This is a genomic window from Serratia grimesii (assembly GCF_900186025.1).
GTDB classification, from domain to species: Bacteria; Pseudomonadota; Gammaproteobacteria; order Enterobacterales; family Enterobacteriaceae; genus Serratia; species Serratia grimesii.
In genome coordinates, this window is the sequence record NZ_LT883155.1 from 4,736,670 (window position 1) to 4,755,962 (window position 19,293).

At 50.4% G+C, this 19,293-nt stretch carries 31 protein-coding genes; 6 read left to right on the plus strand and 25 right to left on the minus strand.

Translation table 11 applies throughout. The features are described from left to right. The first annotated feature begins 184 nt into the window (after positions 1–184). Entirely contained in the window at positions 185–727 is a 543-nt protein-coding gene (locus tag SGBXF1_RS22050) for a gamma carbonic anhydrase family protein (protein ID WP_186427554.1), read from the plus strand. Between the two features lie 37 nt (positions 728–764). On the opposite strand, the gene aroE is transcribed toward SGBXF1_RS22050, so the two are convergent. From aroE to dprA, 5 genes are read right to left on the minus strand one after another with little or no spacing between them, the layout of a single operon-like run. Continuing rightward, the gene (gene aroE / locus SGBXF1_RS22055; RefSeq protein ID WP_186427555.1) at positions 765–1,592 is read right to left on the minus strand and encodes a shikimate dehydrogenase; all 828 of its coding nucleotides are present in this window, start codon (positions 1,590–1,592) and stop codon (positions 765–767) included. Positions 1,593–1,603: 11 nt separating this feature from the next. Continuing rightward, positions 1,604–2,173 (minus strand): L-threonylcarbamoyladenylate synthase type 1 TsaC, encoded by a 570-nt coding sequence (gene tsaC / locus SGBXF1_RS22060; RefSeq protein WP_130382235.1) that lies wholly within the window; start codon positions 2,171–2,173, stop codon positions 1,604–1,606. A gap of 7 nt (positions 2,174–2,180) precedes the next feature. Then, positions 2,181–2,726 (minus strand): DNA topoisomerase family protein, encoded by a 546-nt coding sequence (locus SGBXF1_RS22065; RefSeq protein ID WP_037425821.1) that lies wholly within the window; start codon positions 2,724–2,726, stop codon positions 2,181–2,183. A 25-nt stretch (positions 2,727–2,751) separates the two neighbouring features. Next, positions 2,752–3,225 carry a DUF494 family protein Smg gene (gene smg / locus SGBXF1_RS22070; protein ID WP_037425824.1) on the minus strand — a complete coding sequence of 158 codons (474 nt, stop codon included), beginning with the start codon at positions 3,223–3,225 and terminating at the stop codon, positions 2,752–2,754. Next, the gene (dprA, locus tag SGBXF1_RS22075) at positions 3,197–4,318 is read right to left on the minus strand and encodes a DNA-protecting protein DprA (RefSeq protein WP_037425828.1); all 1,122 of its coding nucleotides are present in this window, start codon (positions 4,316–4,318) and stop codon (positions 3,197–3,199) included. The genes smg and dprA overlap by 29 nt, the downstream gene beginning before the upstream one ends. Positions 4,319–4,451: 133 nt before the next feature. On the opposite strand from dprA, the gene def reads away from it, so the two are divergent. The 5 genes from def to mscL all read left to right on the plus strand — a co-directional run bounded on the left by def (position 4,452) and on the right by mscL (position 9,297). Further along, complete coding sequence (gene def, locus SGBXF1_RS22080) at positions 4,452–4,961, plus strand: peptide deformylase (RefSeq protein ID WP_037425832.1); 510 nt, start codon at positions 4,452–4,454, stop codon at positions 4,959–4,961. Between the two features lie 17 nt (positions 4,962–4,978). Further along, positions 4,979–5,923 (plus strand): methionyl-tRNA formyltransferase, encoded by a 945-nt coding sequence (fmt, locus tag SGBXF1_RS22085; protein WP_186427556.1) that lies wholly within the window; start codon positions 4,979–4,981, stop codon positions 5,921–5,923. Between the two features lie 73 nt (positions 5,924–5,996). Further along, positions 5,997–7,286 carry a 16S rRNA (cytosine(967)-C(5))-methyltransferase RsmB gene (gene rsmB / locus SGBXF1_RS22090; RefSeq protein WP_186427557.1) on the plus strand — a complete coding sequence of 430 codons (1,290 nt, stop codon included), beginning with the start codon at positions 5,997–5,999 and terminating at the stop codon, positions 7,284–7,286. Positions 7,287–7,363: 77 nt separating this feature from the next. After that, entirely contained in the window at positions 7,364–8,740 is a 1,377-nt protein-coding gene (gene trkA, locus SGBXF1_RS22095) for a Trk system potassium transporter TrkA (protein ID WP_037425838.1), read from the plus strand. 140 nt (positions 8,741–8,880) lie between these two features. Beyond that, positions 8,881–9,297 carry a large-conductance mechanosensitive channel protein MscL gene (mscL, locus tag SGBXF1_RS22100; protein WP_012147209.1) on the plus strand — a complete coding sequence of 139 codons (417 nt, stop codon included), beginning with the start codon at positions 8,881–8,883 and terminating at the stop codon, positions 9,295–9,297. 56 nt (positions 9,298–9,353) lie between these two features. Here mscL and SGBXF1_RS22105 read toward each other — a convergent pair whose 3' ends face one another. The 20 genes from SGBXF1_RS22105 to rplN form a co-directional block, all read right to left on the minus strand. Beyond that, positions 9,354–9,560, minus strand: coding sequence for an alternative ribosome-rescue factor A (locus SGBXF1_RS22105; protein ID WP_061808700.1), 207 nt, complete (start codon positions 9,558–9,560; stop codon positions 9,354–9,356). Between the two features lie 84 nt (positions 9,561–9,644). Further along, entirely contained in the window at positions 9,645–10,076 is a 432-nt protein-coding gene (gene zntR / locus SGBXF1_RS22110; protein WP_061808701.1) for a Zn(2+)-responsive transcriptional regulator, read from the minus strand. Then, on the minus strand, positions 10,070–10,450 hold the full coding sequence (locus SGBXF1_RS22115) for a DnaJ family domain-containing protein (protein WP_037425846.1): 381 nt from the start codon (positions 10,448–10,450) through the stop codon (positions 10,070–10,072). Before SGBXF1_RS22115 ends, zntR begins: the two co-directional genes overlap by 7 nt. A gap of 148 nt (positions 10,451–10,598) precedes the next feature. After that, entirely contained in the window at positions 10,599–10,988 is a 390-nt protein-coding gene (gene rplQ / locus SGBXF1_RS22120; protein ID WP_004929726.1) for a 50S ribosomal protein L17, read from the minus strand. A gap of 40 nt (positions 10,989–11,028) precedes the next feature. Continuing rightward, positions 11,029–12,018: a DNA-directed RNA polymerase subunit alpha gene (locus tag SGBXF1_RS22125; RefSeq protein WP_002919219.1), complete on the minus strand. Its 990-nt coding sequence runs from the start codon at positions 12,016–12,018 to the stop codon at positions 11,029–11,031. Positions 12,019–12,043: 25 nt separating this feature from the next. Continuing rightward, a complete protein-coding gene (gene rpsD / locus SGBXF1_RS22130; RefSeq protein ID WP_004951125.1) occupies positions 12,044–12,664 on the minus strand; it encodes a 30S ribosomal protein S4 in 621 nt (206 codons plus the stop codon). A gap of 31 nt (positions 12,665–12,695) precedes the next feature. Beyond that, entirely contained in the window at positions 12,696–13,085 is a 390-nt protein-coding gene (rpsK, locus tag SGBXF1_RS22135; RefSeq protein ID WP_004951128.1) for a 30S ribosomal protein S11, read from the minus strand. Positions 13,086–13,101: 16 nt separating this feature from the next. Beyond that, positions 13,102–13,458: a 30S ribosomal protein S13 gene (rpsM, locus tag SGBXF1_RS22140; RefSeq protein WP_020837231.1), complete on the minus strand. Its 357-nt coding sequence runs from the start codon at positions 13,456–13,458 to the stop codon at positions 13,102–13,104. Positions 13,459–13,604: 146 nt separating this feature from the next. Continuing rightward, complete coding sequence (gene rpmJ, locus SGBXF1_RS22145; RefSeq protein ID WP_002227352.1) at positions 13,605–13,721, minus strand: 50S ribosomal protein L36; 117 nt, start codon at positions 13,719–13,721, stop codon at positions 13,605–13,607. 34 nt (positions 13,722–13,755) lie between these two features. After that, complete coding sequence (gene secY / locus SGBXF1_RS22150) at positions 13,756–15,087, minus strand: preprotein translocase subunit SecY (protein ID WP_004929740.1); 1,332 nt, start codon at positions 15,085–15,087, stop codon at positions 13,756–13,758. A 7-nt stretch (positions 15,088–15,094) separates the two neighbouring features. Beyond that, positions 15,095–15,529 (minus strand): 50S ribosomal protein L15, encoded by a 435-nt coding sequence (gene rplO, locus SGBXF1_RS22155; RefSeq protein WP_037425848.1) that lies wholly within the window; start codon positions 15,527–15,529, stop codon positions 15,095–15,097. A gap of 3 nt (positions 15,530–15,532) precedes the next feature. After that, the gene (gene rpmD, locus SGBXF1_RS22160; RefSeq protein WP_002213339.1) at positions 15,533–15,712 is read right to left on the minus strand and encodes a 50S ribosomal protein L30; all 180 of its coding nucleotides are present in this window, start codon (positions 15,710–15,712) and stop codon (positions 15,533–15,535) included. Between the two features lie 2 nt (positions 15,713–15,714). After that, positions 15,715–16,218 (minus strand): 30S ribosomal protein S5, encoded by a 504-nt coding sequence (gene rpsE, locus SGBXF1_RS22165; protein WP_004951140.1) that lies wholly within the window; start codon positions 16,216–16,218, stop codon positions 15,715–15,717. Between the two features lie 14 nt (positions 16,219–16,232). Then, positions 16,233–16,586, minus strand: a complete 354-nt coding sequence (gene rplR, locus SGBXF1_RS22170; protein WP_037425856.1) for a 50S ribosomal protein L18 — start codon at positions 16,584–16,586, stop codon at positions 16,233–16,235. A gap of 9 nt (positions 16,587–16,595) precedes the next feature. Next, positions 16,596–17,129 carry a 50S ribosomal protein L6 gene (rplF, locus tag SGBXF1_RS22175; protein ID WP_020837235.1) on the minus strand — a complete coding sequence of 178 codons (534 nt, stop codon included), beginning with the start codon at positions 17,127–17,129 and terminating at the stop codon, positions 16,596–16,598. A gap of 14 nt (positions 17,130–17,143) precedes the next feature. Further along, positions 17,144–17,536, minus strand: coding sequence for a 30S ribosomal protein S8 (rpsH, locus tag SGBXF1_RS22180; protein WP_037425859.1), 393 nt, complete (start codon positions 17,534–17,536; stop codon positions 17,144–17,146). A gap of 30 nt (positions 17,537–17,566) precedes the next feature. Next, a complete protein-coding gene (gene rpsN, locus SGBXF1_RS22185; protein WP_037425862.1) occupies positions 17,567–17,872 on the minus strand; it encodes a 30S ribosomal protein S14 in 306 nt (101 codons plus the stop codon). A gap of 13 nt (positions 17,873–17,885) precedes the next feature. Next, positions 17,886–18,425 (minus strand): 50S ribosomal protein L5, encoded by a 540-nt coding sequence (gene rplE, locus SGBXF1_RS22190; RefSeq protein ID WP_004951155.1) that lies wholly within the window; start codon positions 18,423–18,425, stop codon positions 17,886–17,888. A 14-nt stretch (positions 18,426–18,439) separates the two neighbouring features. Then, positions 18,440–18,754 (minus strand): 50S ribosomal protein L24, encoded by a 315-nt coding sequence (rplX, locus tag SGBXF1_RS22195; RefSeq protein WP_020837239.1) that lies wholly within the window; start codon positions 18,752–18,754, stop codon positions 18,440–18,442. 10 nt (positions 18,755–18,764) lie between these two features. Beyond that, positions 18,765–19,136 carry a 50S ribosomal protein L14 gene (gene rplN / locus SGBXF1_RS22200; RefSeq protein ID WP_020837240.1) on the minus strand — a complete coding sequence of 124 codons (372 nt, stop codon included), beginning with the start codon at positions 19,134–19,136 and terminating at the stop codon, positions 18,765–18,767. Positions 19,137–19,293 lie beyond the last annotated feature (157 nt).

Sequence of the window (19,293 nt, forward strand, 5' to 3'; positions counted from 1 at the left end):
CCCGAGTTTTTTGCACAACCCCTTTTTTGATCTTTTCTTTCTGTTTGCACACTTTTCAGTCCTTTCGGGTGGATCTTGCGCGATCAGGGCCGTTTTCCGCAGGATCCATCGTTTCAGTTGGTTGTAATTCCATCGCCAACGTCTAGTATTGCCGGTAAATATGATCCCCACGTGAGGCTATACCATGTCCGATACAGTACGTTCTTATCTTCATTACTCTCCTAAACTGGGTCAACGCGTGATGATCGATCCTTCCAGCGTGGTGATCGGCAACGTAGATCTGGCCGATGACGTCAGTATTTGGCCTCTGGTTGCCATTCGTGGTGACGTGAACGCAGTCATTATCGGCGCACGCAGCAATATTCAAGACGGCAGCGTGCTCCACGTGACCCATAAATCCGAACATAACCCCGAAGGCTACCCATTGCTGATTGGGGAAGACGTGACTGTAGGGCATAAGGCAATGTTGCACGGCTGCGCGATTGGCAATCGCGTGCTGGTAGGGATGGGATCGATCCTGCTCGATGGCGCAGTAATAGAAGATGATGTGATGATTGGTGCCGGCAGCTTGGTCGCGCCGGGTAAACGTCTGGTGAGCGGTTATCTCTACATGGGTAGCCCCGCGCGCCAGGTTCGTCCATTGACCGCTGCCGAACGGAAAGGATTACTTTACTCTTCTACTAACTACGTACGTTGGAAAGACGAGTATTTGTCAGAAGATATCTGACAAACGCCCGTTTCCTTATTAGGTAACGGGCTCAGCGTTACGCCGCCAGTTCGTGACGCAACTGGCGCAGCACCGGCTCAATCTCCGGCATCACACCATGCCACAACTGAAACGCATGTGCGGCCTGACCCACCAGCATCCCTAAACCATCGGCATACTCTGTTGCGCCTTGTTGCTGCGCCCAGGCCAGAAACGGTGTTAGCCCTTGCTGATAAAACATGTCATAGCAACGGGTATCGGCATTGATCGTGCCAACCGGTAACGCTGGGATCTCACCACTAATACCTGACGCAGTAGCGTTAATCACTAAATCAAACTGCTGTTGATCCAATTGATCCAATTGATCCAGAGATAATGCGGATATTTCACCGAGATGCTGGAAGACTTGCGCCAGTGTCTGCGCGCGACTGAAAGTACGGTTAGTGATCACCACTTCACAACCAAACGACAGCAGCGGCAAGATCACTCCACGTGCAGCGCCGCCTGCACCCACCAGCAGGATGCGATCCTTTGATCGGATCAACCCTTGACGTTCAAGATCAGTCAGTAGCCCGATCCCATCAGTGTTGTCACCCAGTAGCCCTCCCTCCGGCAACACCTTCAAGGTGTTTACCGCGCAGGCTAACGCAGCACGTTCACTGAGCTCCGTCGCAACCTCGTAGGCATTCTCTTTAAAAGGCACGGTGACATTCGCGCCCTGTCCACCCGCCCGAATGAACATCTGCAGAGTTTTTTCGAAATCATCCAACGGCGCCAGCACAGTTCCATAGGGATGTTCTATACCGGTTTGGGCGGCAAATAACGCATGAATACGCGGCGATTTGCTGTGACTGATAGGATTACCGAATACCGCGAACTTCTCCATGCACATTACCTCTAGCCTTGACGGATTTGCTTGCCCGTCAGGACATCTCTGATTTCAGAAGGGTTAAGGCGGCCACCGACGCTACCATTCAACACAGGGAAAGCAGCACCAAATTGCTGTTGTACCTCATCAACACTGCGACAAGGTTCTTGCCCGCTAAGATTGGCGCTGGTCGATACCAACGGTTTACCAAACTGCCGACAAAGTTGCTGTACTAACGGGTGATCACTCACACGCACAGCCAACGAATTGAAGCGGCCAGTCAGCAAGCGCGGAGTATTCAACCGGGCAGGAATAACCCAAGTCACCGGGCCCGGCCAACTGGCGAACATCGTCACTCGCTGCTGATCACTCAGTGCGGCGTCATCTATATAAGGTGCTAACTGCGCGTAATCGGCCGCAATCAGGATCAGACCTTTTTCCCAAGGGCGTTGTTTCAGGGCCAATAACGCATTGACTGCCAGCTCGCTGTCAGGATCGCAACCCAAGCCAAACACAGCCTCGGTCGGGTAGGCAATAACCTGCTGGTTCTGCAGCGCGTCAATTATTGGCGTGAAATTAGAAGTGAATTCTGAGCTCATGATGTCGTTATTCTGTAGTTACTACGGGTTTTCCGCAAAGTTTACTGGCGCAGCAAAGGGTCGGCCCTTTTGCCGTGCGCTTCTCCATCAACAACGGGTAGTGGCAGTATCTGCACTCACCGGCGACAGGTTTAAAATTGAGAACAAACTGGCATTCCGGATAGCGATCGCAGGAGTGGAAAACCTTGCCATAGCGCGATTTGCGCTGAAGGAGTTTACCCTGCTCACACTGCGGACAGCTGATGCTGGTTTCGTCCGGTTTATCGATGACTTCGGTATGATCGCACTCCGGGTAGTTACTGCAAGCGATAAACATACCGTAACGGCCCTGGCGCAAGGCCAGCGTCGCCTGACACTTCGGACATTCCTGCCCATCCAGCATTTTGACGATATGGCCATCGGCCTGCGCTTTCAGCGGCCGTATATGTTGGCATTCAGGATAACGGGAACAGCCGAGGAAGGGGCCGTGGCGACCACTGCGGATCACCAGCTCGGCCCCGCATTCCGGACAGGGTTCATTTTGCCTAGCGGCAAAAATCGCTGCTTTTGTCATAACTTCTTCTATGCATGTTATCGGCTCAGTGCAGATAACCTTCGTTTACTTCAAACAACAGTTCTTCCATTTGCTGATAGGCGCTTTCATATCCGGGGATATTAAACAGGACCATCAGCACCACCCATTTCAGATCTTCGAGATCGAATTCTGTGTTATCCAAAGCCATAACACGATCGATAACCATTTCACGGGTTTCGAGGTTCAATACCTGAATCTGCTCCAGGAACAGGAGGAAACCACGGCAGCTGGCATCCAAACGCACACCTTCTTCTTCGGTGTAGATCCGCATTGCCAGCGGATCAGCATCCATAAAATACGGTGCATTTTCGCCTTCTTGTAAGTCAGCGAGTTTTTCAAGCCAATTCAACGCGTTGTAGATATCATCCCGATGAAACCCCGCCTCAGCGAGATCATCAGTCAGTTGATCCTGATCGACGCGCATCTCTGGTTCATTGTGGATATAAGTTTCAAACAAGTACATCAGTACGTCGAACATGGCCTGCCCTCCTTATTCGGACATAGCCGCCGGGTACAGCTGCGATCCACCCTGCTAACTCCAGATCGAGTAACTTGATTACTACCTCTGGCACAGGTTGGCCGGCACGTTCAGCGACGACGTCAACAGGTGTCACCTCATCTCCTACGTTAGCCAACACATCGGCAAATGGCAATTCAACTTCAGCTTCTGACGCACAAATAGTTGTATTTTCGCTCAAGGAGAGCCAATGCAGACCACTTCCCAGTTGCTCAGCAATTTCTTTCGGCCCAGTAACCAAATAAGCGCCCTGCTGAATCAGCCAGTGCGTGCCTTCACTCATCGGATTACCCAACGCACCTGGTAAAGCGAAAATCTCACGCCCCTGCTCCAACGCATAACGGGCGGTAATCAGCGTGCCACTGCGCAAAGAGGCTTCAATCACTACCACGCCAAGACTCAAACCACTAATGATACGGTTGCGCCGGGGAAAATGGTCTGGCATCGGTAGATCAGTGACCAAATACTCAGAAACCAATGCCCCGCCACCCTCGATGATACGTTCAGCCAAGCGACGATGCTGGCGCGGGTAGACATTAGCCAAACCGCTACCGAGTACGGCGACAGTTCCCCCTTCTGCCGCCAACGCCGCACGATGGCAAATGCTATCAATCCCCATTGCCAGCCCACTGGTGATGGTAAACCCGCAATGTACCAACCCAGTGGCAAAGTAACTGGCCCAATGCTCACCATAAGGGCTGAACTGGCGACTACCAACCATGGCAATTTGCGGCTGCCGAACCGCTTCTGGGTTACCTGCCACCATCAACAATAGTGGAGCATCGTCGATAGTGAGCAATCGCTCGGGATAATCCGCCTCACCATATATCCAAAGCGCATTACCGGGCAGCTCCAACCAAGTGAGCGTAGCGGCCAGATGACACGGATTTGCCTGGCGAAACTGAGCCTGCTGTCGATGATTTAGCCCCAATTCTCGTAACAAACGGTAAGGCTCACCGCCGACTGCCACTATCTGCCGTATTATCTGGCTGGCCTTGGCCGCGCCCAGCCCAGTGACCCCACGCATCCGTAAGCAGATTTCCTGTGCCTGCATCGCCTGTTCCCTCGCAGAAAATGGTGGTATTACCAATTCGAGCAATTGGTGCGCAATGCTGTCAATCAGGCTGGGAAATGTCTAGAATAGAAGCTAAACCTCGTTTATCACTCGGATACAGATCTCAAGATATATGTCAGTATTGCAGGTATTACATTACCCAGACGACCGGCTGCGCAAAGTCGCGGCCCCGGTAAAAGAAGTCAATGCGAATATCCAGCGCATCGTGGATGATATGTTTGAAACCATGTACGCAGAGGAAGGCATTGGCCTGGCTGCGACACAGGTGGACATCCATCAGCGCATTATCGTCATTGACGTTTCTGAGAACCGCGATCAGCGCTTGGTGTTGATCAACCCGGAACTGCTGGAAAAAAGCGGTGAAACCGGGATTGAGGAAGGTTGCCTCTCCATTCCTGAACAACGTGCTTTAGTTCCGCGCGCCGCTGCTGTGAAAGTCAGAGCACTGGACCGCGACGGCAAACCTTTCGAGCTGGAAGCTGACGACCTGTTAGCCATTTGTATCCAGCACGAGATGGATCACCTGGTAGGCAAGCTGTTCGTCGATTACCTGTCACCACTCAAGCGCCAGCGTATTCGTCAGAAACTGGAAAAAATGGCCAAGCTTAACGCGCGCGCCTAACCTATCAGGAAATCAACGTGTCTGACTCTTTACGGATTATTTTCGCCGGAACTCCAGACTTCGCAGCGCGTCATCTTGACGCGCTGTTGTCATCTGGGCACCAGATTGTTGGGGTCTTCACCCAGCCGGACCGCCCTGCGGGCCGCGGTAATAAACTGACGCCTAGCCCGGTCAAAGTCCTGGCCGAACAACATCATTTACCGGTGTTTCAGCCCAAATCACTGCGCCCGGAAGAGAACCAGCATTTGGTTGCTGATCTCAACGCTGATGTGATGGTGGTAGTGGCCTATGGCTTAATCCTGCCTAAAGCGGTGTTGGATATGCCACGACTTGGCTGCATCAACGTTCACGGCTCGCTGCTGCCACGTTGGCGTGGCGCCGCGCCAATCCAACGCTCACTCTGGGCTGGCGATCACGAAACAGGCGTTACCATCATGCAGATGGACGTGGGTTTGGATACTGGCGATATGATGTACAAAATCGCTTGTCCGATTGACGCGGATGACACCAGTGCCAGTCTATACGACAAACTGGCACAACTCGGCCCACAAGGCATGCTAACTACGCTACAGCAGATGGCGGCAGGTACGGCGAAACGTGAAGTACAAGACGAGTCGCTGGTCACTTATGCTGAGAAGCTGAGCAAAGAAGAAGCACGCCTGGATTGGAGCCTATCAGCTGCACAGCTTGAACGTTGCATCCGTGCCTTTAACCCATGGCCAGTTAGCTTTTTCACCATTGAAGATCAACCCGTGAAAGTGTGGCAGGCGACAGTATTGGCGCAAACCACTGATGCAGAACCTGGCACCATTATCCATGCTGACAAGCACGGTATCCAGGTAGCGACCGCTGAGGGTGTTCTTAACCTGACTCAGTTACAGCCGGCAGGTAAAAAACCGATGTCAGCACAAGATCTGCTGAACTCACGCCGTGAATGGTTTACACCGGGCAACCGGCTATAAACCGCCCCCACTGCCCGGCCGATAATCGCCGGGCTGTTTCTTTCTTAACGCCGATCGTTATCAGCTTTAGCCTATGAAAAATAATTACAATCTCCGCAGCATCGCTGCCAAAGCCATCGGCCAGGTGCTGGATCAGGGTCAGTCGCTCAGTACTGTTCTGCCATCACTACAAAAGACCATTTCTGACAAAGACCGCGCGCTACTACAGGAACTGTGTTTCGGCACCCTGCGCGTATTGCCACAACTGGAATGGTGCATCCAGCAATTGATGGCAAAACCCATGACTGGCAAGCAGCGCACGCTGCACTATTTGCTGATGGTGGGTCTCTACCAATTGTTATATACACGCATACCCGCTCACGCAGTATTGGCGGAAACCGTAGAAGGTGCCGTGGCATTGAAACGGCCTCAACTTAAAGGCCTGATCAACGGCGTATTGCGCCAGTTCCAACGCCAGCAGGAAGAATTACTGCAACGCGCTGCCAATAATGACAGCCGCTATTTGCATCCAAACTGGCTGTTGAAACGTATTCAGCAGGCCTATCCCGCACAGTGGGAACAGATCATTGATGCCAACAATCAAAAGCCACCTATGTGGTTACGCGTCAATCGTCTTCATCATTCCCGTGAGGATTACTTGCAGTTGATGGAGCAAGCTGGCATTGCTGCTGTACCGCATACCGAATATCGCGATGCCGTACGCCTGCTGGCGCCATGTGCCGTCACAGACCTGCCAGGTTTTGCCGATGGGTGGGTTACTGTGCAAGATGCTTCCGCTCAAGGTTGTGTCGATCTCCTTGATCCGCAGGATGGGGAGCAGATCCTCGATCTTTGTGCAGCGCCTGGTGGCAAAACTACCCACATCTTGGAAGCCGCTCCCAAAGCTCACGTGATGGCTGTCGACATCGATGAGCAACGTCTGAGTCGGGTTAAAGAAAACCTGCAACGCCTGCGTTTGCACGCTGAAGTAAAACTGGGTGATGGCCGCACGCCGCAGCAATGGTGCGGTGATAAGCAATTTGATCGCATTCTGTTGGATGCTCCTTGTTCTGCCACCGGTGTAATCCGCCGTCATCCTGATATCAAGTGGTTGCGCCGCGACAGTGATATCGCTGAACTAGCCACTTTGCAGGCCGAAATCATTGAAGCCATTTGGCCCCATCTCAAAACCGGTGGAGTGATGGTGTATGCCACCTGTTCTATTCTACCGGCAGAGAATGCTGAGCAAGTGACTGCCTTCCTTCAGCGTCATCCGGATGCTCGTCTGGTGGAAACCGGTAACGAACAACAGCCTGGCCGACAGAATCTTCCACATCCTGAGGATGGGGATGGCTTCTTTTACGCTAAGCTGATTAAAATGTAGCTGTTCAGTACTCAGGGCGCGGCAGTTGCGCCCTTTCGGATAATCTTCAGCGGTTTCAGTGTGAAGCAGAGAAGCGAATGAAAATAATTATTCTTGGCGCAGGTCAGGTAGGTGGAACACTGGCGGAAAATCTGGTGGGCGAAAACAACGATATTACCGTCGTGGATACTGATTCCGGCCGCCTACGTCAGTTACAGGATAAGTTTGATCTTCGGGTCGTTCAGGGATATGGCTCTCATCCACGCGTACTCCGTGAGGCCGGTGCTGAAGATGCCGATATGTTGGTTGCAGTCACTAATTCTGACGAAACCAACATGATTGCCTGCCAAATTGCCTACTCGCTGTTTAATACCCCCAACCGAATCGCCCGTATTCGTGCGCCGGAATATATCCGCGAGTCAGAGAAGCTGTTTCAACCGGAAGCCGTCCCCATTGATCACCTGATCTCACCTGAACAACTGGTTATCGACTACATCTACAAACTGATTGAATACCCAGGTGCGTTACAGGTGGTTAATTTTGCCGAAGGCAAGGTTAGCATCGCGGCAGTAAAAGCCTATTACGGCGGCCCATTGGTCGGTAATGCGCTGTCTTCAATGCGTGAACACATGCCGCACATTGATACCCGTGTCGCCGCGATCTTCCGCCAGGATCGTCCTATTCGCCCACAGGGCTCCACGATTATCGAAGCCGGTGACGAAGTCTTCTTTGTTGCTGCCTCGCAGCATATCCGCGCGGTAATGAGTGAACTACAACGACTCGAAAAGCCTTATAAACGCATCATGATTGTCGGCGGCGGCAACGTTGGTGCAGGTCTGGCACAACGGTTGGAAAAATCCTACAACGTGAAGTTGATCGAACGTAATCAGCAACGCGCGGCAGAACTTGCCGAACAACTGCATGACACAATTGTGTTTTATGGTGATGCCTCGGACCAAGAACTGCTGGCGGAAGAGCACGTTGATCAAGTCGACGTATTTATTGCCATAACCAATGACGATGAAGCTAACATCATGTCAGCCATGCTCGCCAAACGAATGGGTGCAAAAAAGGTGATGGTACTTATTCAACGCCGCGCCTATGTTGACCTGGTTCAAGGCAGCGTAATCGATATAGCGATTTCACCACAGCAAGCAACCATCTCAGCATTGTTAGGTCACGTGCGTAAAGCGGATATCGTTAGTGTTTCATCCTTACGCCGCGGTGTGGCGGAAGCGATTGAAGCCATCGCACATGGTGATGAAAGTACGTCAAAAGTGGTTGGCCGCATCGTAGAAGATATTAAACTGCCGCCAGGTACCACCATTGGTGCCATTGTGCGTGGTGATGACGTTATTATTGCTAATGGCAACAGTAAAATCGAACAAGGCGATCACGTCATTATGTTTATTACCGACAAGAAGTTCGTCCCTGACGTTGAACGCCTGTTCCAGCCAAGCCCATTCTTCTTGTAGAACAAATGTAGCAATGGATGGTCTATAATTACGAGGTTGTTCTCTGCCGTGGAAAGAGATAAAACTTTTCTCTCCTTTTGTGGCAAAGGGAAATTGCTTTGTTAAACTTGAGTTATTAAATTCTGCAAGGGGTGCGTTCTATGAGTATGATGAAAGAGTTCCGCGAGTTTGCCATGCGTGGCAACGTGGTTGACTTGGCGGTGGGTGTGATTATTGGTGCAGCATTCGGTAAGATCGTATCGTCTTTCGTTGCAGATATCATCATGCCACCGCTGGGCTTATTGATCGGCGGCGTTGATTTCAAACAATTCCACCTGGTATTACGCGAAGCTCAAGGCGCAGTGCCTGCTGTAGTCATGAACTATGGTTCATTCATCCAGACCATTTTCGATTTCGTTATTGTTGCCTTTGCTATTTTCCTGGCAATTAAATTAATGAACAAAGTGCGTCGTAAACAAGAAGAAGCGCCAGCTGCCCCGCCTGCGCCAACTGCTGAAGAAAAACTGTTGACTGAAATTCGTGATTTACTGAGCCAGCAGCAACAGCCAAAACTGTAAACCTGTTTATCCCGCACAAATAAAAAGCCATCTTATTCAGATGGCTTTTTAATGCCTTAAAACCAGAAGGCCAGTGGTAAATTATCGTTTGATACTTTACCACTGGCCTCCCAGCTACCACCTTTTGCATGTTTGTCTTTACGTCGGTAGCTCCCTTTCCCTTTCGTATTTTTTTCTACCCTTTGGCGGAATAATGGATCATGCAACAGCGCCTCAATGGCATTATCCTGTATCTTGCCTTTCGTATGACGGTATTGAGTCATAGTAATGTACCTTCTCTATGTATGGTTATATAACGCGATAATATTACTGCTGGCTGTATAAAAATTAAAGTATCGCCGATGGTATTAAGCACCTTTTTTTACTTTTTCATCACTGGCTCCCTGCTCCAACGCTTCCAGAATTGAGCAATAACTGCTGGTATGGGCACTTCCACAGCAGGCGTCACTGAGACGTTTTAACGACTCACGCATCCGAGTTAGCTCCTTAAGCTTATTTTCTACTTCACTAAGCCGCGCGTCGACGATTGACTTGGACTCCTGGCAGGTGTGATGTTCAGGATCAACGCGGATCGACAACAGTTCAGCGATGGTTTCTAGCGTAAAACCAAGTTGTTTGGCATAACGTATAAAGCGCAACCGCTGCAGGTCTTGATTATTGTATAATCGATAACCACCCTCGGTCCGAATGTTATGGTCCATCATCCCTTGTTTCTCGTAGTACCGTACCGTGTCCGGCGTAACGTCTGCAAGTTTTGCAAGTTGCCCAATCTTTAACATTGCTCCTCCTCAGAAGAAAACTTATCCCCCAATGCACGTTGATATTCACCGTGCAAAAAGTCTGTGCTCATTCCTGCCTGCCGTAAGCGGTGTTCCAACAGTGCCATCCGTTTCCCTAACTCAACATAGTCCGGATGCTCGCTATTAATTTCTTGCAGTAAACGAGCGATATTCAGCGCTTCTTTACGATCCTCTAATTCCGCGGGCAAATAGCCTGCATTTTTAAGTAGACGAAAGCCTGTACGCAACTCAGCGGGAACTGCACTGTCATCATCCAACTCAAGTGGCAGCCCCTGGCCCGGTAAATTGTCCAATTCACCTTTAGCCTGGGCATCGAGAATATGACGTTCCGCCCATTGATCGAGTAACCACATAGTATGATCTCTCAGTTGACCTGATTAATAACGTCAGCATAGCGGATAGGGGCGAGGATCTTAAGTCTGGTGGGGGGAAGAACGCACGTTTAGCTGGCTATAGACGTAAAAAAACCGGGCAAGCCCGGTTTTTTCACGCGTCTACAGATTACTCTGCAGTTGCTACTTCTGCTTGAGACTCAGCACGATCAACCAGCTCGATGTATGCCATCGGCGCGTTGTCGCCTGCGCGGAAGCCACACTTCAGAATGCGAGTGTAACCACCGGCACGGCTCGCGAAACGCGGGCCCAGCTCGTTAAACAGTTTTGCCACGATCTCGTTATCACGAGTACGGGCGAATGCCAGACGACGATTAGCTACGCTGTCGGTCTTGGCAAGAGTAATCAGCGGCTCAACAACGCGACGCAGCTCTTTCGCTTTTGGCAAGGTCGTCTTGATGATCTCATGACGAACCAAAGAGCCGGCCATGTTACGGAACATAGCCTGGCGATGGCTGCTGTTACGGTTCAGTTGACGACCACTCTTACGATGGCGCATGACCTTATCCTTCTCAGTAAAACCTTAACCTGTGATCCGGTTACTCGTCAGCAATGCTTGCCGGTGGCCAGTTTTCCAGGCGCATGCCCAGAGACAGACCACGGGAGGCCAGCACGTCTTTAATCTCAGTAAGAGATTTTTTACCCAGGTTCGGCGTTTTCAGCAACTCAACCTCGGTACGCTGTACCAGATCACCGATGTAGTGGATAGCTTCTGCCTTAAGGCAGTTAGCAGAGCGGACAGTCAATTCCAGATCGTCAACAGGGCGCAGCAGAATCGGATCGAATTCTGGTTTCTCTTCTTTAACTTCTGGTTGACGTACATCACGCAAGTCAACAAAAGCTTCAAGTTGTTCAGCCAGGATGGTTGCCGCACGGCGGATCGCCTCTTCAGGATCGATCGTGCCATTGGTTTCCATTTCGATGACCAGCTTGTCCAGGTCAGTACGCTGTTCTACACGCGCTGCTTCAACATTGTAGGCAATACGCTCTACAGGGCTATAGCATGCGTCAACCAACAGACGACCGATCGGGCGCTCATCTTCTTCCGAATGAATTCGGGCAGAAGCCGGCACATAACCACGACCACGTTGAACTTTGATACGCATGCTAATAGCAGCGTTCTCATCGGTCAGGTGGCAGATCACGTGCTGAGGCTTGACGATTTCGACATCACCATCATGGGTAATGTCGGCAGCGGTCACAGGGCCAATGCCAGATTTATTCAGGGTAAGGATAACTTCATCTTTCCCTTGAACTCTCACCGCCAGCCCTTTCAGGTTGAGCAGGATCTCCAGGATATCTTCCTGTACGCCTTCTTTGGTGCTGTACTCGTGCAGTACACCATCAATCTCAACCTCGGTCACCGCGCAACCCGGCATAGATGAAAGCAGAATACGGCGCAGTGCGTTGCCAAGAGTATGGCCAAAGCCACGCTCTAACGGCTCAAGGGTCACCTTGGCGTGCGTCGAACTGACTTGCTCGATATCTACCAGGCGCGGTTTTAGAAACTCTGTCACAGAACCCTGCATTGTGTCCTCTCTTTGGTACTAAGCCTTACTTGGAGTAAAGCTCGACGATCAGGTGTTCGTTAATGTCCGCAGACAGATCGGTACGTTCAGGCATACGCTTGAACACGCCTTCCATCTTAGCAGCATCAACTTCAAGCCAGGTCGGCTTTTCACGCTGCTCAGCCAGCTCCAGAGAAGCTTTAACACGAGATTGCTTTTTAGCCTTCTCGCGGATGCTGACTACGTCATTCGGAGATACCTGATAAGAAGCGATGTTAACAACGCGACCATTTACCATAATTGCTTTGTGGCTAACCAACTGACGTGACTCTGCACGAGTAGCGCCGAAGCCCATACGGTAAACAACGTTGTCCAGACGACCTTCCAGCAGTTGCAACAGGTTTGCACCGGTGTTGCCCTTCAGGCGTGCTGCTTCTTTGTAATAGTTACGGAACTGGCGCTCCAGAACACCGTACATACGGCGAACTTTTTGCTTTTCACGTAACTGTACACCGTAGTCAGACAGACGCGGTTTACGCGCACCGTGTTGACCAGGCGGTTGCTCAATTTTACACTTGGTATCGATCGCGCGAACGCCAGACTTAAGGAACAAGTCTGTGCCCTCACGGCGGCTAAGCTTGAGCTTAGGACCCAAATATCTTGCCATTTTCTTTCTCCAACAAACCTAAAAGCTAACGTTATACGCGACGCTTTTTCGGCGGACGACAACCGTTGTGAGGGATAGGAGTCACATCAGTAATATTAGTGATGCGGAAACCTGCGGCGTTCAGTGCACGAATAGTTGATTCGCGACCCGGACCCGGTCCCTTAACCATAACTTCCAGGTTCTTGATACCGTATTCTTTTACTGCGTCAGCACAACGCTCGGCTGCAACCTGAGCTGCAAACGGAGTTGACTTACGAGAACCACGGAAACCAGAACCACCGGCAGTTGCCCAACCCAATGCATTACCCTGACGATCGGTAATAGTTACAATGGTGTTGTTGAAAGAAGCATGGACATGAGCCACGCCGTCAGAGACTTGTTTTCTTACACGCTTACGTGTACGAACAGGTGCCTTTGCCATTATTCAATCACCCTGATTATTTCTTGATTGGTTTACGCGGACCCTTACGGGTACGTGCGTTGGTCTTCGTACGCTGACCGCGAACTGGCAGACCACGACGATGACGCAAACCACGGTAAGTACCAAGATCCATCAGACGCTTGATGCTCAGGGTAACTTCACGACGCAAATCACCTTCTACAGTGAATTTGGCGACTGCTTCACGCAGCTGTTCAATTTGCTCTTCAGACAGCTCACTGATCTTAACATGTTCAGCAATACCCGTAGCAGCACAGATAGACTGTGAGCGGGTTTTACCGATTCCGAAGATCGACGTTAAGGCGATTACGGTATGTTTATGATCAGGAATGTTAATGCCTGCTATACGGGCCACTATGCACTCCTACTATTTTATACGGCAACACCATTCTGAAAAGCCCGTTTTCAGGATACTCAAATAATGTTGCAGCTACATACAAAAGATTGGCTGGCTAATCTAGCCAGCTCAACCCAACTTTGCAAGAAAAATATGCGAGATAATCAGCCTTGACGCTGTTTATGCTTCGGCTCGGCGCTGCAAATCACACGAACGACACCGTTACGCTTAACGATTTTGCAGTTACGACATAATTTCTTGACGGAAGCACGAACTTTCATTTTTACTCTCCGTAACTTCTCAAACGCACCTGAATTAGCGGTTATAGCCTTTCAGGTTTGCTTTCTTCAATGCAGACTCGTACTGACTTGACATCATCAGAGTTTGCACTTGAGCCATAAAGTCCATGATGACGACAACCACGATCAGTAGCGAGGTACCACCAAAGTAGAATGGTACTTTCATTGCATCACGCATGAACTCCGGGATCAGGCAGATGAAAGTAATGTACATCGCGCCCACCAGGGTTAAACGCGTCATTACTTTATCGATGTACTTCGCCGTTTGCTCTCCCGGACGAATTCCTGGTACGAAGGCACCGGACTTCTTCAGGTTATCTGCTGTCTCACGCGGGTTGAAAACCAACGCCGTGTAAAAGAAACAGAAGAAGATGATTGCAGACGCATAGAGTAACACATAAAGCGGTTGCCCTGGCTGCAAATACAGCGAAATCGTTGTCAGCCAGTTCCAACCGGTACCGCCCCCAAACCATGATGCAATCGTGGCAGGGAACAGAATAATGCTGGAAGCGAAGATTGCCGGGATAACCCCTGCCATATTCACTTTCAACGGTAAGTGTGTGCTCTGTGCTGCATAAACACGACGACCTTGTTGACGCTTCGCATAGTTAACGACGATACGACGTTGACCACGTTCGATGAAAACAACGAAGAAGGTTACTGCAAACACCAATACTGCAACCAACAGCAACAGGAGGAAGTGCAGGTCGCCTTGCCGGGCTTGCTCAATAGTATGGGCCACTGCCGGCGGGAGTCCCGCTACAATACCTGCGAAGATAATGATCGAGATACCGTTACCGATACCGCGTTCAGTAATCTGTTCGCCCAGCCACATCAGGAACATTGTCCCGGTAACCAGACTCACTACTGCAGTAAAGTAGAATGCAAAGCCTGGGTTTAACACCAGACCCTGCATACCAGGCATATTCGGCAGACCAGTAGCAATACCGATCGACTGGAATATGGCCAACACCAGCGTACCGTAACGGGTGTACTGGCTAATCTTGCGACGGCCAGCCTCCCCTTCTTTCTTAATTTCTGCCAACGCTGGATGAACCACCGTTAACAGCTGGATAATGATCGACGCCGAAATATACGGCATGATCCCCAGAGCAAAGATAGAAGCACGGCTGAGGGCACCACCAGAGAACATGTTAAACATTTCAATGATAGTGCCTCTCTGCTGCTCGAGCAATTTGGCAAGCACAGTGGCATCGATACCAGGAATCGGAATAAAAGAGCCGATACGGAAGACAATCAGCGCGCCGATTACAAACAAAAGTCTGCGCTTCAGCTCGCCGAGCCCGCCTTTAGCACTTTGAAAATCTAATCCTGGTTGCTTAGCCATCTGCTACTTATTCCTCAATTTTACCGCCAGCAGCTTCGATAGCAGCACGAGCGCCTTTGGTGACACGCAGACCACGCAGGGTAACCGGACGAGCGATTTCGCCTGAAAGCATAACTTTCGCGAATTCGATCTGGACACCAACAACGTTAGCGGCTTTCAGCGTGTTCAGGTCGATTACGTCGCCTTCAACAAGAGCCAGCTCAGACAGACGAACTTCTGCCGTGATCATAGCTTTGCGAGAGGTGAAGCCGAATTTCGGCAAACGACGATATAAAGGCATCTGACCACCTTCAAAACCACGACGTACGCCACCACCAGAACGTGAGTTCTGACCTTTGTGACCACGACCAGCGGTTTTACCCAGGCCAGAACCAATACCACGACCTACACGCTTCGGCGCATGCTTGGCACCATCAGCCGGAGACAGAGTATTTAAACGCATCTGTTACTCCTCAACCTTAACCATGTAGGAAACCAAGTTGACCATACCACGTACAGCAGGAGTATCCTCACGCTCTACAGTATGACCAATACGACGCAGACCTAAACCGATCAGGGTTGCCTTGTGCTTTGGCAAACGGCCGATGCTGCTTTTTGTTTGAGTTACTTTAATAGTCTTTGCCATGGTTATTTCCCTAGAATTTCTTCGACGGACTTACCACGCTTAGCAGCGACCATTTCTGGGGATTTCATATCTTCCAAAGCAGCAATAGTTGCACGAACCACGTTGATCGGGTTAGTAGAACCATATGCTTTAGCTAATACGTTATGAACCCCTGCAACTTCCAGGACGGCGCGCATTGCACCACCGGCGATGATACCGGTACCTTCGGAAGCTGGTTGCATGAATACACGGGAACCTGTGTGAGCACCTTTTACAGGGTGCTGCAGAGTACCGCTATTCAAAGCAACATTAATCATAGCGCGACGGGCTTTTTCCATCGCTTTCTGGATCGCTGCCGGAACTTCGCGTGCTTTGCCGTAGCCAAAACCAACGCGACCGTTACCATCACCAACTACTGTCAGTGCGGTAAAGCTGAAAATACGGCCACCTTTTACGGTTTTAGATACGCGGTTTACCGCGATCAGCTTTTCCTGCAGTTCGCCAGCTTGTTTTTCGATGTGAGCCATCTTAAACCTCTTCCTTAGAACTGAAGGCCAGCTTCACGGGCAGCATCTGCCAGTGCCTGGACTCGACCATGATATTGGAAACCGGAACGGTCAAAGGAAACTTTAGAGATCCCTTTTTCCAACGCACGTTCAGCCAGTGCTTTACCTACTGCTGCTGCTGCGTCTTTGTTACCGGAATACTTCAATTGCTCTGTGATAGCTTTTTCTACAGTAGAAGCGGCTACCAGTACTTCAGAACCATTTGGCGCAATTACCTGTGCGTAAATGTGACGCGGGGTACGATGTACCACCAGGCGGGTTGCACCCAGTTCTTTGATCTTACGGCGTGCGCGGGTCGCACGACGGATACGAGCAGATTTCTTATCCATAGTGTTACCTTACTTCTTCTTAGCCTCTTTGGTACGCACGACTTCGTCGGCGTAACGGACACCCTTGCCTTTGTAAGGCTCAGGACGGCGGTAGGCACGCAGATCTGCAGCAACCTGGCCAATAACTTGTTTATCAGCGCCTTTCAGCACGATTTCAGTTTGGCTTGGGCATTCAGCAGTAATACCTGCTGGCAGCTGGTGATCGACCGGGTGAGAGAAGCCTAAGGCTAAATTCACCACGTTGCCTTTAACAGCAGCACGATAACCAACACCTACCAGTTGAAGCTTCTTGGTGAAGCCCTCGGTAACACCAACTACCATTGCGTTCAGCAGAGCGCGCGTAGTACCCGCTTGGGCCCAGGCGTTAGCAAAACCTTCGCGCGGGGCGAAAGTCAGTGCGTTAGCTTCTTGCTTCACTTCAACGGCGTCATGGACAGTACGAGTCAGCTCGCCGTTCTTACCCTTAATCGAAATAACCTGACCGTTGAGTTTTACCTCTACGCCGGCAGGAATGACGACGGGTGCTTTTGCAACACGAGACATTCTTTCCTCCCGAATTAAGCTACGTAGCAGATAATCTCGCCACCAAGACCTGCTTGGCGAGCTGCACGATCGGTCATAACACCTTTAGAGGTAGAAACAACAGCGATACCCAAACCGGCCATAACTTTTGGCAGCTCATCTTTTTTCTTATAGATGCGCAGACCTGGACGGCTGATTCGCTGAATGCTTTCTACCACTGCCTTGCCCTGGAAGTACTTCAGTACCAGTTCCAGAACAGGCTTGGCGTCGCCTTCGATTTTGAAATCTTCAATAAAACCTTCATCCTTCAGCAGTTTGGCAATTGCCACTTTCAGCTTGGAGGAAGGCATGGTGACCGCAACTTTGTTCGCGGCTTGACCGTTACGGATACGGGTCAGCATATCCGCGATCGGATCTTGCATGCTCATCTGTCTTTACTCCCGTGATTCAATTGGTAATTACCAGCTAGCCTTTTTCAAGCCAGGTACTTCACCGCGCATAGCGGCTTCACGTAACTTGATACGGCTCAACCCGAATTTGCCCACATAACCATGCGGACGGCCAGTTTGGCGGCAGCGCTTGCGCTGACGAGACGGGCTGGAATCACGCGGCAGAGTTTGCAGCTTGAGAACAGCATCCCAACGATCTTCGTCGGATGAGTTCACACCAGAAATGATAGCTTTCAGTTCCTCGCGTTTAGCGCGGTACTTGTCAGCCAGTTTCACGCGAACGACTTCGCGTGCTTTCATTGATTGCTTAGCCATCAGTAACCCTGCCTTACTTACGGAACGGGAAGTTAAAAGCAGCCAACAGCGCGCGGCCTTCATCATCAGATTTCGCAGTAGTGGTAATGGTAATATCCAAACCACGAACGCGATCGACTTTGTCGTAGTCGATTTCTGGGAAGATGATTTGCTCACGCACACCCATGCTGTAGTTACCACGGCCATCGAATGACTTAGCGGACAAGCCACGGAAGTCACGGATACGTGGAACAGCAATGGAAATCAGACGCTCAAAGAACTCCCACATGCGTTCGCCACGCAGAGTTACTTTACAGCCGATCGGATAGCCCTGGCGGATTTTGAAGCCTGCAACAGATTTGCGTGCTTTGGTGATGAACGGCTTTTGACCGGAGATAGCTGCCAGATCAGCTGCTGCGTTATCCAGCAGTTTCTTGTCAGCGATCGCTTCACCAACACCCATATTCAGGGTGATCTTCTCGACCCGAGGGACTTGCATGACAGAGTTGTAATCAAACTGAGACATCAGTTGTTTGACTACCTCGTCTTTGTAGTAATCATGCAGTTTCGCCATCGTATTACTCCAAATTACTTGATAGTTTCGCTGTTAGATTTGAAGAAACGGACTTTTTTCCCGTCTTCGAATCTAAAGCCTACACGGTCAGCCTTACCGGTAGCCGTGTTGAAGAGAGCAATGTTAGAAACCTGAATTGCAGCTTCTTTTTCAACAATGCCACCTGGTTGGTTCAGGGCCGGAACCGGCTTCTGATGTTTCTTAACCAGGTTGATACCTTCAACAATGACCTTGCCAGCAGACAGGACATTTTTTACTTTACCNCGCTTACCTTTGTCTTTCCCGGTAAGAACGATAACTTCGTCATCACGACGGATTTTCGCTGCCATGGTTCGCTCCTTAGAGTACTTCTGGTGCCAGAGAGATAATTTTCATGAACTTCTCATTACGCAGTTCACGAGTTACCGGCCCAAAAATACGCGTACCGATAGGCTGCTCGCTGTTATTGTTTAAAATAACGCATGCATTACCATCGAAGCGAATGACAGAACCGTCCGGGCGACGTACACCCTTCTTGGTGCGCACCACTACCGCCTTCAGCACATCGCCTTTCTTCACCTTACCGCGAGGAATTGCTTCCTTGATGGTAATTTTGATGACGTCGCCGATGCCTGCGTAGCGACGGTGCGAGCCACCTAGAACCTTGATACACATTACGCGACGTGCACCGGAGTTGTCGGCGACGTTCAGCATAGTCTGTTCTTGGATCATTTTAGTGCTCCGCTAATGTCAACTACTACTTTAAGACCTAAGAAAACTTTAGGCCGTTGAAAAGCCCCATTACCGAGGGCGCAGCATTATAACACCGCTTCCAGAGTATGGGTAGAAAAAATAAACGGCTCATTTTCTGAGCCGTTTATTAAGTGAG